Annotated in this window: 11 protein-coding genes; 2 read left to right on the top strand and 9 right to left on the bottom strand. The window is 35.7% G+C overall.

Annotation, left to right across the window (positions count from 1 at the left end; genetic code table 11):
• Positions 1 to 89: 89 nt before the first annotated feature.
• The 5 genes from IKS50_RS00595 to glmU are packed head-to-tail and all read right to left on the bottom strand — an operon-like array spanning position 90 to position 4,821.
• The gene (locus IKS50_RS00595) at positions 90 to 1,226 is read right to left on the bottom strand and encodes a tetratricopeptide repeat protein (RefSeq protein ID WP_292843945.1); all 1,137 of its coding nucleotides are present in this window, start codon (positions 1,224 to 1,226) and stop codon (positions 90 to 92) included.
• Positions 1,227 to 1,240: 14 nt separating this feature from the next.
• Positions 1,241 to 1,945 (bottom strand): anaerobic ribonucleoside-triphosphate reductase activating protein, encoded by a 705-nt coding sequence (locus tag IKS50_RS00590; protein WP_292843884.1) that lies wholly within the window; start codon positions 1,943 to 1,945, stop codon positions 1,241 to 1,243.
• Positions 1,945 to 3,045 carry a histidinol-phosphate transaminase gene (gene hisC / locus IKS50_RS00585; protein WP_292843882.1) on the bottom strand — a complete coding sequence of 367 codons (1,101 nt, stop codon included), beginning with the start codon at positions 3,043 to 3,045 and terminating at the stop codon, positions 1,945 to 1,947. The genes IKS50_RS00590 and hisC overlap by 1 nt, the downstream gene beginning before the upstream one ends.
• Positions 3,046 to 3,048: 3 nt before the next feature.
• A complete protein-coding gene (locus IKS50_RS00580) occupies positions 3,049 to 3,531 on the bottom strand; it encodes a gamma carbonic anhydrase family protein (RefSeq protein ID WP_292843880.1) in 483 nt (160 codons plus the stop codon).
• 9 nt (positions 3,532 to 3,540) lie between these two features.
• Positions 3,541 to 4,821: a bifunctional sugar-1-phosphate nucleotidylyltransferase/acetyltransferase gene (gene glmU, locus IKS50_RS00575; protein WP_292843878.1), complete on the bottom strand. Its 1,281-nt coding sequence runs from the start codon at positions 4,819 to 4,821 to the stop codon at positions 3,541 to 3,543.
• Positions 4,822 to 4,982: 161 nt separating this feature from the next.
• Here glmU and IKS50_RS00570 point away from each other — a divergent pair, with 161 nt between their 5' ends.
• The gene (locus tag IKS50_RS00570; protein WP_292843876.1) at positions 4,983 to 5,147 is read left to right on the top strand and encodes a rubredoxin; all 165 of its coding nucleotides are present in this window, start codon (positions 4,983 to 4,985) and stop codon (positions 5,145 to 5,147) included.
• 189 nt (positions 5,148 to 5,336) lie between these two features.
• On the top strand, positions 5,337 to 6,053 hold the full coding sequence (locus IKS50_RS00565; RefSeq protein WP_292843874.1) for a DUF4012 domain-containing protein: 717 nt from the start codon (positions 5,337 to 5,339) through the stop codon (positions 6,051 to 6,053).
• 80 nt (positions 6,054 to 6,133) lie between these two features.
• Here IKS50_RS00565 and glmM read toward each other — a convergent pair whose 3' ends face one another.
• From glmM to IKS50_RS00545, 4 genes are all read right to left on the bottom strand, one after another.
• Positions 6,134 to 7,471: a phosphoglucosamine mutase gene (gene glmM / locus IKS50_RS00560; protein ID WP_292843872.1), complete on the bottom strand. Its 1,338-nt coding sequence runs from the start codon at positions 7,469 to 7,471 to the stop codon at positions 6,134 to 6,136.
• Between the two features lie 9 nt (positions 7,472 to 7,480).
• Positions 7,481 to 8,719: a 2,3-bisphosphoglycerate-independent phosphoglycerate mutase gene (locus IKS50_RS00555; protein WP_292843870.1), complete on the bottom strand. Its 1,239-nt coding sequence runs from the start codon at positions 8,717 to 8,719 to the stop codon at positions 7,481 to 7,483.
• 335 nt (positions 8,720 to 9,054) lie between these two features.
• On the bottom strand, positions 9,055 to 9,750 hold the full coding sequence (locus tag IKS50_RS00550) for a TIGR00297 family protein (protein WP_394357514.1): 696 nt from the start codon (positions 9,748 to 9,750) through the stop codon (positions 9,055 to 9,057).
• 96 nt (positions 9,751 to 9,846) lie between these two features.
• Positions 9,847 to 14,229: Ig-like domain-containing protein (locus IKS50_RS00545; RefSeq protein WP_292843868.1), on the bottom strand; the 4,383-nt coding region annotated here is incomplete at its 5' end.

Here is a 14,229-nt window from a genome sequence, read left to right as displayed (position 1 = left end):
TCAGCAAACAAGTTTTATTTAATTAAGGAATATGTTAAAACAAAAATAGTCTCTGATGAGATTTGGAAATAACAATCAGGCAATCTATACTAAAAGTATTCCAAACATTCCTCTTTTAGGAAAAATGCATCTTCATTATCCGGACTCCTGAGTAAAACCTGGTTGAAACTATCAACAGCCTCTTCGAATTTTCCAAGTTCCATTAAAACCACGCCCTTATTTAATAAGAAGTCAATATTATATTTTTCCAGAGAAATAGCTTTGTTGAAACATTCTAAAGCTTCATCAAATTTGCCCAAGTCAATATAAGCATTACCCATACGATTAATTGCTGCAGCATCCATTTCAGAATCATCCAAACAAACTTCAACAGCCCTGTCAAATGATTCGATAGCTTCTTCCAACATTCCCATATCTGTTAAAAGATTTCCGCGTGAATTCCACACTTCCGGATTTTCGCCGTCGAGGACTATGAGTTTATCATAGACCTTAAGCGCATCATCATATCTTCCAAGCATTTCTAAAATAAATCCTCTCCAATATAAGACAATCGGACTGCTTGGACGATAATTATAGGCAATATTGCTTACTTTAAGTGCTTCATTAATGTTGCCGGAGTTTAAAAGAGCAATAGCTTTATTATTAAGAATATAAATGTTATCAGGTTCGAATTCCAACGCTTTATCATAACACTCAATAGCCTCAATGAATTTGCCTAGCCTTGACAGGTTATCCCCCTGCTTATTCAACAGGTAAACATCATGAGGATCAAGCCTGAGTGCCGCTTCATAACACATTGTTGATTTATCAAACTTACCGCTGTCAAAAAGAATATCTGCCCTTTTTGTAATCATGGCCTTTTCATCTATTTTGTCCCCTCTCCACTCATCAATATGAATCTTTTCAAAATAGATTATTTGAAATTCATCATCAGGATCAATTCGCCCGCCATACATTTTTTTAAATTCTTTCAGCATTTCTTTTGAGTCTTCAAAACCTTCCTGGCGAGCCAGCTCATCATTGTCTTTAATCTCAGAAAAAGGAATGGTTTCAACATCGGTGACAAAAGCTTCAAAAATTTTCATTTTTTCTTTAGAAACAAGATTCCAATAGCAATATAACCTGTCACCAACTTTAAGAGGGGTTTTCCATGCTTTACGTATTGTACGGGTTTTTTTACCAGTAATTACATCTATATCATTGCTTGAAAATGATAAAATCGGCATCTGAAACATTCCTCCTAAATAATCTGTTCTCCAAATTCCCCTGATTTGACTTTAACGACACCGTTAAAGTAGGGTTTGATTTCACTAGCTAAAGCCACCAGATCATGAGGATTTGGAACTTCAACTTTTTCTAACGCCGGGTCCAATACATTTTTATTCCTAAATTGCTGAATGGTATAGACATCAGCTTCAATTTCATCGACAAGATTCCTAATATCTTTTTTAGTGTGCAAAGTTGGAACATAAGTTGTCCTGATTTCAAGATGGACTCCCGCCTCGTTTATCAGTTCCATTGATTTTTTTACCTTGAAACCGACATTTGCTCCGGTTATTTTCCTATATTTTGAAAATGTTGTTTTAACATCAAGTGACACATAATCAAGCAAATCCAAATCCAAGATTTTTTTGAGATTGTCCGGATAGATTCCGCTTGTATCCAATTTTGTTTTAAGTCCTATTTGGCGAACATAAGTCAATATTTCAATTACCGCATCTGTTTGAACTAACGGTTCTCCGCCAGAAATTACGATAGCATCTAAAAAATCAGCTGATGAATCGATTTCATGTTTAATTTCTTCAAATGATTTTTCAGTATTGTCTTCCAGCAATTCCACATTATGACAATATCTGCATGCCAAAGGGCACTTTGACATGAACAGAACCAAAGACATGTTTCCATGGAATTCAACAGAAGAAATGACACTGCCGCCTACATACATTAGCTTAAAACCTCTTTTAAAATCTTAATAAATTTCTCATCCTCTTCTAAAGTACAGATGCTTATCCTGATCCAATATTCATCCAAACCTTTAAAGGAAGTACAATCTCTTACAATAATTCCTTTTTTCATGAGTTCCAAAGCCAGTTCACTGGCTGTAAACCCGGTATCTTCTACACGGATTAGCATGAAGTTTGATTTTGATGGGAAAACATTCAATCCGTCGATTTTGGACACTTCCTCATATAGGTATTCCCTTGACTCAATACCTTTCTTAATGGAATCTTCAATATAGTCCTTATCCCTAAAGGTATTAAGTGCCGCTACAAATGAAAGTCTTGTTAAGGAGAATACGGGCTTTATCCTATGCATATATTCAATTATCTCTTCACATGCAAGCCCATAGCCGATTCTCATACCGGCAAGCCCCAATACTTTAGACATTGTACGGATAATGAAAATATTATCATATTCATTGATTAAATCTTTATTTGTGACTTCTGAATATTCAAAATAAGCCTCATCAATAACAATCAATATTTCAGGGTTTTTAGAAGCAATATCTGCCAATACTTCCTTATCAATTAATGTTCCGGTAGGATTGTTCGGACTGCACAAGAAAATCATTTTAGTTTTAGGAGTGATTGAATCGAAAATTGAATCAACGTCCAATTTATTTTCGTCCAAATCCCATTTCGCATAAACCGGATTAGCCCCATATTGTTTCAACAGATATTCATAATACATATAAGAAGGCAGAGGGACAATAAATTCATCACCCTTCTCTATGAATGTTTTTGCAAGCACATCGATAATTTCATCAGCGCCGTCGCCCCCAATAATTACCTGAGAATCCTTAACGCCGGAATACGCTGCAATTTCTGAAACCAATTCATGCAATTGAGATTCCGGGTACCTGTTAATCGATTTAATTTCATCCTCAATAGCTTTCATGGCTTTTTGAGATGGCCCCCATGGATTTTCATTTGAGCCTAATTTAATAATATCTTCCTTTTTAAGGTTAAAATCTGCTGCAATCTCATCTTGAGACCTGCCTGGAACATAAGAATCCATTTCCTCTACAATTTGTCTTGCTTTCATAATCTAATCTTCCTTATACTGTTTAGAAAGTTTCACATAATTATCTGCATTATTCTGAATCATTTTAATCTGTTCAGGTGAAATTTCCTTTACCACTTTTGCCGGAACGCCTAAAATCAAACTGCCTTCAGGAAAATCCTTTCCCTCGCTTACAACGGCTCCTGCTCCTACTATAGAGTTTTTTGATATGTGTGCACCGTTAAGGACTGTTGCGTTCATTCCAATCAAAACGTTGTCGTCCAATTTGCATCCGTGAACAACTGCGCCATGTCCGACAGAAACATTATCCCCAATTTCAACAGGGAATCCTTTTGTGCAGTGGACTACACAATTGTCCTGAACATTAGACCGGTTTCCGATTGTGATAGAATCCGTATCTCCTCTAATTACGGCTCCATGCCAGATAGATACGTCTTCACCTAATTCAACATCGCCAATTACCTGTGCGCCTGGGCATATTACAATAGAGTCTTTGTTATTTTCCATAATATCGCCTTATTTTTTTGCTTTTTTATCTTGGATAATATGATTCTGTTTTACCAATACTCTTGTATCGGAGGGTACATCATCATATAACAAAACCCCAGAACCGATGGTGGAATTATGGCCTACTTTAACGCCCGGTGAAAAACTTGAGTTAATTCCTGTCTTTACAGCATCCCCAATGATGGATCCGAGTTTACGCCTTCCACTATCTATCATTTGGTCTTTAATCTTAGTTTTAACTGACCTATTATCAAAACGTAAGTTTGCAATATTGGTTCCTGCCGCTATATTGCAGTTTGAACCGATTACAGAATCCCCAACATAACTTAAATGGCTGACATTGGTATTTTCCATAATAATTGAGTTTTTAATTTCAACAGCATTTCCCACATGCACATTGTCGCCCAAATAGGAATTGCCTCTGATATAACAGTTCGGACCTATATCGCAGTTTTTGCCAATGTAAACGTTTCCTTCAATGTATACTCCCGCACGAATGATGCTTCCTTCATCCAAAAATATTTCGCCGTGGATATGGGCTCCGTCTTCAATTTTGCCTTTTATTTCTGTTTTGAGTTGGGAAATCAATTCTTCATTAACTTCAATCAACTCCCAAGGCCTTCCAACATCAATCCAATGTTTGGATGTCTTATGACCCAGAACTTTTTTACCGTCCTCTATCTGCAATGAAACTGAATCGGTTATTTCATATTCTCCACGTTGGGAGAGTTCGGTTTTATCAATCTTATCGAAAATATCTTTGTTGAATACATAAATTCCCGCATTGACAAGGTTGCTTGGAGCTTCTTCTTTTTTAGGCTTTTCCACAATTCTTTTAATATTTCCATCCTCTATCTCAACAACCCCAAATGCGGACGGGTCTTCCACTTCTGTCAAAACCATCAGGGTATCCGGTTTTAAATAATTGTATTTTTTAATGATTTCGTTGATTATTTCTTCATCTAAAATAATATCCCCATTTAAAACAAGCAAACTATCATTTATAAAGTCTTTTCCATAACTAATCGCATTGGCAGTGCCTAAAAAGTCTTTTTGAGTTTTATAAGAAATGTTAACACCAAAATCACTGCCGTCCCCAAAGTAATCTCTAACCATCTCTTCTTTATAACGTACAATTAATAAAATATCCTTAATACCATTTTCTCTCAATGACTCAATAGTATACTGAATAATAGGTTTTCCAGCGACAGGCAGCATGGTTTTAGGCTTTGTTAATGTTAAGGGTCTCATTCTTGAACCTTCGCCCGCGCTTAAAATAATTGCTTTCATTTATATTATCCCCTATAAAAATTATATATAATATTATATGTTTTATTTTTACCTTATAAAATAATTTTGCTATCAATAAATGAAAATTATTAAATAATACTTTAAATAAACTAGAAATCATATTAGCTATGCTAATAGCAAAAATTTTAGGAGATAATAAAATGACTATATATGTTTGTTTACATTGCGAATACAGATTCGATACAGAAAAAGGCGATCCTGCATACAACATCCCTGCTGGAGCAACCCCTGCAGATATGCCTGATGACTGGGTATGCCCAGAATGTGCAGCTAAAGGTATTGATGCATTTATCGCAGAAGAATAGTTAAATATTCTTCTAAATTTTTTATTTTTTTAAAAATAAATTCTTTTTTTAATTATTTATTGGCAATTCAATCTAATTTTAATTTTATTGATAATATTTATATAAGTTAATTTTTAAATATTATAATAATACAACCCGATTTTGTATTAATTAAAATTATTCTATTAAATATTTTGAGTGGGAATTACCATGAAGAGAAGTAAAAAATTAATATTAGCAATTCTTATAGTTATCCTTGTAGGATTATTAGCTTCTATTTATGGAGGTTTAAATAGTGGTCCTGACTTAACTCAAGAAGACAAGGACATTCTCGTATTAACTTGTGACAAATACGAGCAGTCAAACGGTGGATGTGATATGGCATTTATGGTCCACTTAGAGAATGGAAGTTTTAAAAATTACACTCCTGTTTATCCAGGTGGAATGACACACCCAACACAACCTGCATCCAGCTCCATCGGAGGGGGACGAATGTTCATGCACGACTGTCTTTATGACGGTGTGGAAGATGGTATGCAATATGCAAAAGAAATCGTAGAATATAACACTAATATGACTTGTGATGCAGTAGTTGTTGTATATGACGAAGGAGTGGATAATATTATTGACTCCATAAGGCCACTGGAAGTTGACGGCGTTGAAACAAACCTTTCTGCAGCAGATATTGTTCGTGAAAACGATGCATATAATGGTTACGGAGGTAGCCACTCTGGAACAATGTCTAGAGGAGATGCATGTAAAGTACTCATTAAAGCATTAGCTCAAGCAGCTGCAAACCCTGATAAAAAAGCAACTATGATGAAAGCTGCCCTTGATGAATACAACAAAGGTAACATTCTCATGCAACCAGAAGGTTCCTTTACAAAATTGCTTGCTACAAAAGGACTTGAATCCGTCGGCATGTAACAATTAACTCTTTAAAGAATTTTCATTCTTTAAAGATTTTCTTTATTTTTTAAAAAAAAAGTAAGATGAATGAATCATCTTCATAAGTTTTCGTTTATTATTTTTACACAGATATCCTTAATTTCTTCAGCTCTTTTAGCGTCACGGGATTCTAAAGTTATTCTAATGTAATCTTCAGTTCCGGAAGGTCTGACCAGCACCCAACTGTCATCTGAAAATGTTAATCTAACACCGTCAAGTGAATTTACATCAACAATATCATCAAAAGATTCTTTTAATAAATCTTCCATATTTTCCATTACTTTAACTTTAGCCTCTTTTGAGCAGGTTATCTTTTCACGGATATTTGGATATGACGGAATTTGATCTAAAAGCTCTGATAATTTGCCATCTCTTGAAACGATTTCAGCCATTCTTAAACCTGACAGAATTCCATCGGGACACATGCAAAAGTCAGGGTGCAGCCATGTTCCGGACGGTTCTCCTCCAAATGCCGCATTTTTCTCAATGATTACTTCAGCAACATTAACATCGCCCACAGCTGTCCTTATGACTTGGCCTTTGACAGATTCGTCCATGCATAATCCCGCATCAACTGTGGTTACAATATCTCCATCGAATTCTTTTGAAATTAATGCTAAAAGTGAATCGAATGGGGAAACGTTTCCCTTTTCATCTACAGTAATCATTCTATCTGCATCACCATCATGAGCAATTCCAAGATCCGCTCCAATGGCGACTACAGTTTTCATTAAAGTCTGTAAGTTTTCAGCATTTGGCTCCGGATTGCGGCCTGGGAAAAATCCGTCTGGCTGTGAATTTAGGGTTGTGACTTCGCATCCCGCTTTTCTAAATACTAAAGGTGATATCTCGCTTCCCGCTCCGGATGCACAGTCAATGACAACTTTAAGGCCTTCTTTAATGTCAACCATGCTAACCAGATCATCTACATATTGGCCTTTAATTTCCTCATTTACACTTAATTTGCCGACATTTTCCCAATTAACTGAGACATAAGATTTATTTGCATATATTTCTTCAATCTCACGTTCTTGTGATGAAGTATATGCCATTCCATTTTTATTCCATAATTTAATTCCATTATATTGTGAAGGATTATGGGATGCTGTAAGCATAATTCCGGCATCGGCATTTAATTTTTCAGTAGCATATCCGACTAAAGGAGTTGGAACCATACCTATCTTAATCACATTGACTCCGCTTTCTAAAAGTCCCGCACATATTGCCTGGTCGAGCATTTCATTTGTGGTTCTTGTATCATAACCCAGTACAACAGTGCCCCTATTGCCCAAATAATAAGCAAGTGATTTACCAACATTCAATGCTAACTCGCAAGTTACTTCTGAGCCAACTTTTCCTCTGATTCCAGATGTCCCAAATAGTTTTTTTGCCACCATATAATCACCTTATGCTCCGAATTTATGAGCATAATTCATTAAATCCATCATAATATTCATTACGTCTGAACCCCTGATTCTGTTAAGTCCTCCTTTTGCGCAAGCACGTTCAGAGAATTCACAAACATCATCAACCCTTACTTCAGGTCCTCTGATTAATACCGGTACAGGGTCTCCTGAGTGATTCATCACTGATATCGGAGTTGAATGATCAGCGGTCAAGTAAATATAAACATCCTCAAGTTTGATTAATTCGCTCATTACTACCTCATCGACTTTTTCAATGAATTCTTTTTTCTCTTTTGTTTGACCATCATGGCCCGCTTCATCGGCTCCATCAATGTTTATCAGGAAAAAGTCATGGTCTGAGTTTTTGACTTGGTCTATGATTGTATCTCGGATATTGTCCAAATTAGTGTCGACTCCTCCAGTTACATCTTCCATTTCAATAATGTCCATTCCTGCAAATCTTCCAATTCCCATGATCAATCCGGTTTCCGCAATGCATGCAGAATTGACTTCATATTTCTCATTTAATGATTCGACAACCGGAACTTCACCTGCTCCACGTGGAATGACTATGTTTGCTGGAGGTTCCCCTTGTTCAATTCTTTTTAAGTTGACTGGGTGGTCTTTAACCATTTCATAGGTTTTTACAACCAATTTGTTTAAGATATCTGCAGTTTTTGCAGCTTCAGGAGTATCATCTAAAGGTTTAACTTCTTTTGGTTTATTTCCTTCTACTTTAGGATCTGCATCGCTTACTTTGTCAGATAACCCCTCTCCCCTAAGGACGAGAACTGCCCTGTGACCTGTAGATTCTTTGAAAATAATCTTAATATCAGGATAATCTTCTAAAACCATCTTATTCAATTCTTCTACAATTTCCTTGGTTCCTTCTTTGATTCTTCCTGCACGTCTGTCTGTGACTATTAAATTTTCATCCGCTGTTGAGAAGTTGCATCTGAATGCAATATCCCCTGGAAGCACTTCCACTCCAACACCATTTGCTTCAAATGGCCCTCTTCCGGTATATACCTCATATGGATTGTATCCTAAGATGGATAAGTGCGCGGTATCACTTCCAGGGATGATTCCTGGCGCAATTGAATCCATAATTCCAGTAATTCCTTCAGCAGCCATTTTATCCATGTTTGGAGTATTTGCCGCTTCAAGCGGAGTTTTATTTCCTAATTCCTTAATTGGACGGTCCCCCATACCATCCATAATTAAAATAAGACCTTTCATAATATCACCTTAGTAAAAATAATACTATTATAAATTTTATTTTTAATAGTTAAAATAATTTATTTAAAAATGGGATTTGACATTGAAAATTAACAGATTCGGAAAAAAAGAAAAAAATTTCCATGACAAAAATCATTGCAAAAAATGGACGGGGGGTTACTTGCAAAATACTTAAAAGAAACATTAATAATATTGATAGATGCTAGTAAATTATATGGAATAATTTAACATGTATTTAATTTAATAAAAGTGATTAGTTAAGAAGGGGGTGTTGACCTAATCCATATATAATCAATGATAAAAAAACAAGAATTATGATAAATATTTGATTTTTCTTAAATCAAAATGATGCCCACAATAGCCCCGACAATTGTGGCAATTAAATTGACATGCTCATTTGTTATTAAATGGCGGTTTTCAAATAATGCACCCAATATACTGTCCATAAAACATCCTATTGTTCCGGAAATAACTGAAACTACAATTGCAGATAAAGGATTTCCGATGACTCCGAAAAAGTATGCTGCAATACCGATAACCCCTGCACCAACAATTCCGATGCAAGTTCCTAAGGTTGACACCGCACCATTAGTTCCAGGATCCACCATTTGAAATGTAGTTATTAAACGAGGATGAGGGTCCAATACCCCAATTTCTGATGCTAAAGTATCAGCTGTTGCAGTTGCAATTGCTCCTATGAATCCTCCTACAAACGGCAGGTAATATCCTCCAAATGCAGCCATGAAACATGCTACAACCCCATTTGATATTACATTTTTAGATGTCCTTCTTCCTTCGAATTCCCCTAAGGACAATTTATATTTTCTAGAATATTTGGTGGCAAATAAAGATAAAACGAGAAATAGTAAAATCAATAACAGCCAATTTGCACCGGCAGAGAATATGATTACAATTCCCATGAGAATCATGATTGCTGAGCCAAAGAAATCTAAAGATTTTCTTTGATAGGTAATGAAACCTAAAATAAACAGAATTATAACATATACCCAGTTAATCATCACAGTTTCCATTTTAATCCCAACAATGAATTTTGTATTATTAGTTTGTTTAAGATTATATAAAAATTTTATTAAAATTTAAAAAAAGAAATAGTGGAAAAAGTTAAATTATTTTTTAACTTTAACTTTTCCTTTAACACCATTAGTTAAATATTTTGCACTGTATTTGTATTTTTTGCCTTTTTTGAGTTTTTTGGTAACTTTTTTCTTAATAGTAACTTTAGCAATACCTTTACTGTTTGTTTTAGCAGAGTATTTTTTGCCTTTGAATTTGAAGACAATTTTCTTACCTTTAATTGCTTTACCATTAGACCATTTAAGTTTAGCTTTAAGCACTAATTTTTTACCTTTTTTAACTTTAACAGTCTTTTTAACCAATTTAAGGGTTTGTTTAACTACAATATTATTTTGAACTTTATAGTTTTTATATTCTGCTGAAATAGGGTATTTATCAGGGTTCAAGTTAATTTTAAGTCTAGCATAACCATCTTTATCAGTCTTACAGGAGTAACTGATAGTATGTACGCTAATTTGGACAAATTCACCTTCACCGACAGGTTTGCCGTCATCACCAATTGCTCTTACAACATAATATGTTCCGTCAACAAAGTCCATTGTAATGTCTTTGTTTTCGATTAAACGTTTTACGATAGTTGTTTTAGCAGTGGTTTGCTCACCAGTGACTGGATTAATAATAGTTACTTCATATTCACCAATAGGCAATTTGGATTTATCTAATCTTGCAATACCTTGAGAATCTGTTTTGACTGTGTAAGTTTTACCGTTCACAATGAATTTGACATCAGTATCTGCAAGCACATGACCTTCATTGTCCAAGAACTCAGCTTTATAATCATATGGACTGTTCCAACCTCTAGTAAGGTCTTCAGCAATGATTGATTTGAATACTGTAACTTTCTTGGTTATTGTTTGTGGTTCATACTGATCATTACCGCTATATTGGATTACAACATCGTGAGTTCCTTCACTTACTCCAGGAATAGAGATATTGTTTTCTCCACCAGTTACAGGAACAGTAGTAGTTATATTATCAACAGTGATTGTTACATTGCCGTCTCCACCTTGAGGAACGGTCACTGTTACAACAACATCATTTCCAACAGGAACATCCTCAACATCAGCAGCGATATTAGGGCTTGTCTTGTTGCTTGAAGCGTGGAAGTTTATAGTTGTGGAATTGTCCAAGTATTTTTCATCTCCAAGGTATGTTACAACAGCAGTGTAATCTCCAGACTTCATGATTGGAATTGTAACTGACTTATCACCCGCAGTCAAGTTGATACCATAATCAGTGCCGTTAACATTGACAATCACATATCCGGTAGCATCACTTGGCAATGTTACTTCGATTGTAGCGCTGCCCGGTGTGGAATTATCAGCTGTAGCAGATATTGGAGCCGGATTCTTATAGACTGTGAAGTTCGCAGTTGTTGAGTTTGATTCATAATCATGGTCTCCCTCATAGATTGCAGTAACGGTCTTATTGCCTGAAAGCAAGCCTTCAATTTCAAATACTGCTTTGCCGTTTTCAGGTTTAGCAGAGTATGTTTTACCATCAATTTCGATAGTTACATTGTTTTCAAGGCCGTCAGGAACATTTACAGTCACTTTGATTTTCTCATCCACTTTACCGTCGGACACTTCAATGCTCATTGGAGTTGGGTATTTCGGAATAGTTACATTAGCGTTAGTTGAAGCGCCGGTGTGGTTTTCATCACCGGAGTAAATCACTTCGATTTCATGTTCGCCAGGAGTTGTATTAGTCAAGGTTACAACAGCAGTGCCGTTGACAACAGTAGCGTTGTAAGTTTCGTTTCCGACTTTTACAGTTACATTACCTTCTTTGCCTGGAACGTTTATTACAACAGTGCGGTTACCTTGATCGACAACTTGAATATCGCCAGAAGTGGTTTCAGCTTTAGATACTTTGAAGGTTGTCTCATTGTCACTTGGCAAGTATTTGCCATCACCGTTATAAGTTACTTTAACTGTGTAGTTGTCAACTGCCAAGTCTTTGACAATCAATGAACCGGTTCCGTTAGCGACAGGAACAGTGTAAGTTCCAACACCAACAATTTCAACAGTTACATTGCCGGTAGCATCAGGAGTTACAGTAATATTGACAACTGCAACATCACCGACAGTGATGTTTTCAACTTGAACACTTACTTCTGAATTGACTTTAGCCACATTAAAGCTTGCGTCACCTTCACAGGTAGTGTAGTTTTCATCACCAAGGTATTTAGCATGAACTGTGTATGTTTTATTAGCCAAATTACTTAATACTAAGGTTGCTACACCGTTATCAAGATCAACATGATAATCTTTGCCGTCTACTGTAATCACTACAGAACCTGTAGCACCAGGAGTTACACTTACTTCAATAGTTTCATCTGAAGCGGTAGTGACATTAGTGACACTGATTGTTAAATTGGATTGTAATTTAGATACCTCAAATGTATCAGAAATCCAACTACCGGTTAAGTTCTTATCTCCTTCATAGATTACAGTCAAGGTATGATTTCCATACGGCAGTAAATCGGTTGTGAAGCTAGCACGACCATTTGCCAGAGTTTCGGTATAGTTATTGCCATCGATTATAATGATGACATTACCTGTTGCGTTTGTATTGTTAACTGTAATATTTAAGACTTGAGTTTCATTTACATACACGGAGCTGAATTCAACATCCAAGGTGGTATTTGCTTTGATTACATTGAATACGGTTGTTTTGGTTACGTTAGTATAGTTTTCATTACCGTTATAGGTTACTTCTACAACATATTGGCCTGCTGCTAATCCGTCTAATACTAATCTGTATTCACCAGATTGTAATTCTTGTTCAACAACTTTGGTTTGATTATTTACTTTGATAGTTACATTACCAGTAGCATTTACAGTGACAATAATAGTTTCTGGGCTGTAATATACAACATCTTGAACCTCAACATCCATCTCAGGAGTTGCTTTTAAAACTGTAAATTTAGCGCTGGCGGTAGCATTATCATTATAATCGTCGGTTGAGATGAATTCAACAGTGACGACTTTACTGCCTGCAGATAAATTAGTTAAAACAACATTGGCAACACCGTTAGATACTGTGCCGTTGAATACTTTACCGTCAACAGTAACTTTGACAGTACCGTTAGCATTATTGCCGACATTAATAACTGCAGTGGCATTGTCAGGATAAGTCACATCATCAATAGTCACATCGATAGAAGGAGCGACACTTGAAACAGTGAAATTGACATCTAATGTTAATTCATCATAATTGCTGTCACCATAGAATACAACAGTAGCGGTCTTATCTCCTGCAGGCAATATGTCAGCAAGGATTAAGGTTTTTACACTGCCGTTGTACAATACTTTATCTCCAACTTTGATTGATACATTTCCTTCAAAGTCATCAGTGACATTGACAACAAATGTAGTGTTCTGCTCGACAGTGACATTGAATGCAGTTACATCAGCAATTAAAGTAGCATTATCAATAGTAAAGCTTGTAGAATTGTCACATCTATCATAAATTCTATCACCAACATAGGTTACAATGACATCATGAACTCCAGTACCCAATCCGGAAGCATTGAATACACCTTTACCATCAATTAAAGCAACATTATATTCTTTGCCATCAACAGATAATTTGGCAGTAGCATTGATGGTTACATTCAAACAAACAGTAATGACGGCATCATCGCCATAAGTGACCGGAGTTTCAACAGTCACATTGATATCAGTAGGAATTCTATTAACAGTGAATTCTTGAGGATCAGATACATTACTATTATACTTATCATTGCCCATGAATGTAGCAACGACAGTAATTGTATCGTTATTAACAGGAGTGTACTCGATAGTAGCAACATTGGAATCTATAATATGTACTATGTAGTCAACACCATTAATTGTAAATATCACATCACCAGTAACGGTCTCATTCAGGTTAGCAGTAATATTTACCTGATTATCGGCATAAATAATTGAAGGCACAGTAATATTATTGACACTAATTGTTATATCATTTTTAACAACAAGGAATGTTGCATTTGCACTGGATCCGTAATAACTTTCGTCTTCATCCAAGACAGCGACTATTACATAAGTGCCATTTGCCAATCCATTTTCGAATGTTACTTTATTATCAGTGATTTCATAATCTTCACCATTTATAGTAACCTTAAGATTGCCTGTGGAATTAACAGGAGTAAAGGTAATTACAATCTCTTGACCAACATAATAAACATTCTCTACATCAATAATGATAGCAGATGTTCCTTTAGCTGCGACATTAAACGCAGTTGCATTAGAAGTTGCATTGTATTTGTCATCACCAGCATAATAAACACTAGCAGTATAATCGCCAACAGGCAAAGTAACATTCAAGACAGCAACACCATCAGTCAAATTAACAGCATAAGTAACATTATTAACAGTAATTAAAACACTACCAGTCTCATTACCCCT

It is taken from the genome of Methanobrevibacter sp., assembly GCF_017539065.1.
Classification (GTDB): Archaea; Methanobacteriota; Methanobacteria; order Methanobacteriales; family Methanobacteriaceae; genus Methanocatella.
This window is presented reverse-complemented; position numbering and strand designations above follow the sequence as displayed.

Coding starts and splice junctions, on each gene's coding strand:
- hisC (WP_292843882.1), bottom strand. CDS start 3,045: ATGAAAGCAAGACAAATTGTAGAGGAAATGGATTCTTATGTTCCAGGC.
- IKS50_RS00580 (WP_292843880.1), bottom strand. CDS start 3,531: ATGGAAAATAACAAAGACTCTATTGTAATATGCCCAGGCGCACAGGTA.
- IKS50_RS00590 (WP_292843884.1), bottom strand. CDS start 1,945: ATGTATGTAGGCGGCAGTGTCATTTCTTCTGTTGAATTCCATGGAAAC.
- IKS50_RS00570 (WP_292843876.1), top strand. CDS start 4,983: ATGACTATATATGTTTGTTTACATTGCGAATACAGATTCGATACAGAA.
- IKS50_RS00595 (WP_292843945.1), bottom strand. CDS start 1,226: ATGCCGATTTTATCATTTTCAAGCAATGATATAGATGTAATTACTGGT.
- IKS50_RS00550 (WP_394357514.1), bottom strand. CDS start 9,750: ATGGAAACTGTGATGATTAACTGGGTATATGTTATAATTCTGTTTATT.
- glmM (WP_292843872.1), bottom strand. CDS start 7,471: ATGGTGGCAAAAAAACTATTTGGGACATCTGGAATCAGAGGAAAAGTT.
- IKS50_RS00555 (WP_292843870.1), bottom strand. CDS start 8,719: ATGAAAGGTCTTATTTTAATTATGGATGGTATGGGGGACCGTCCAATT.
- IKS50_RS00565 (WP_292843874.1), top strand. CDS start 5,337: ATGAAGAGAAGTAAAAAATTAATATTAGCAATTCTTATAGTTATCCTT.
- glmU (WP_292843878.1), bottom strand. CDS start 4,821: ATGAAAGCAATTATTTTAAGCGCGGGCGAAGGTTCAAGAATGAGACCC.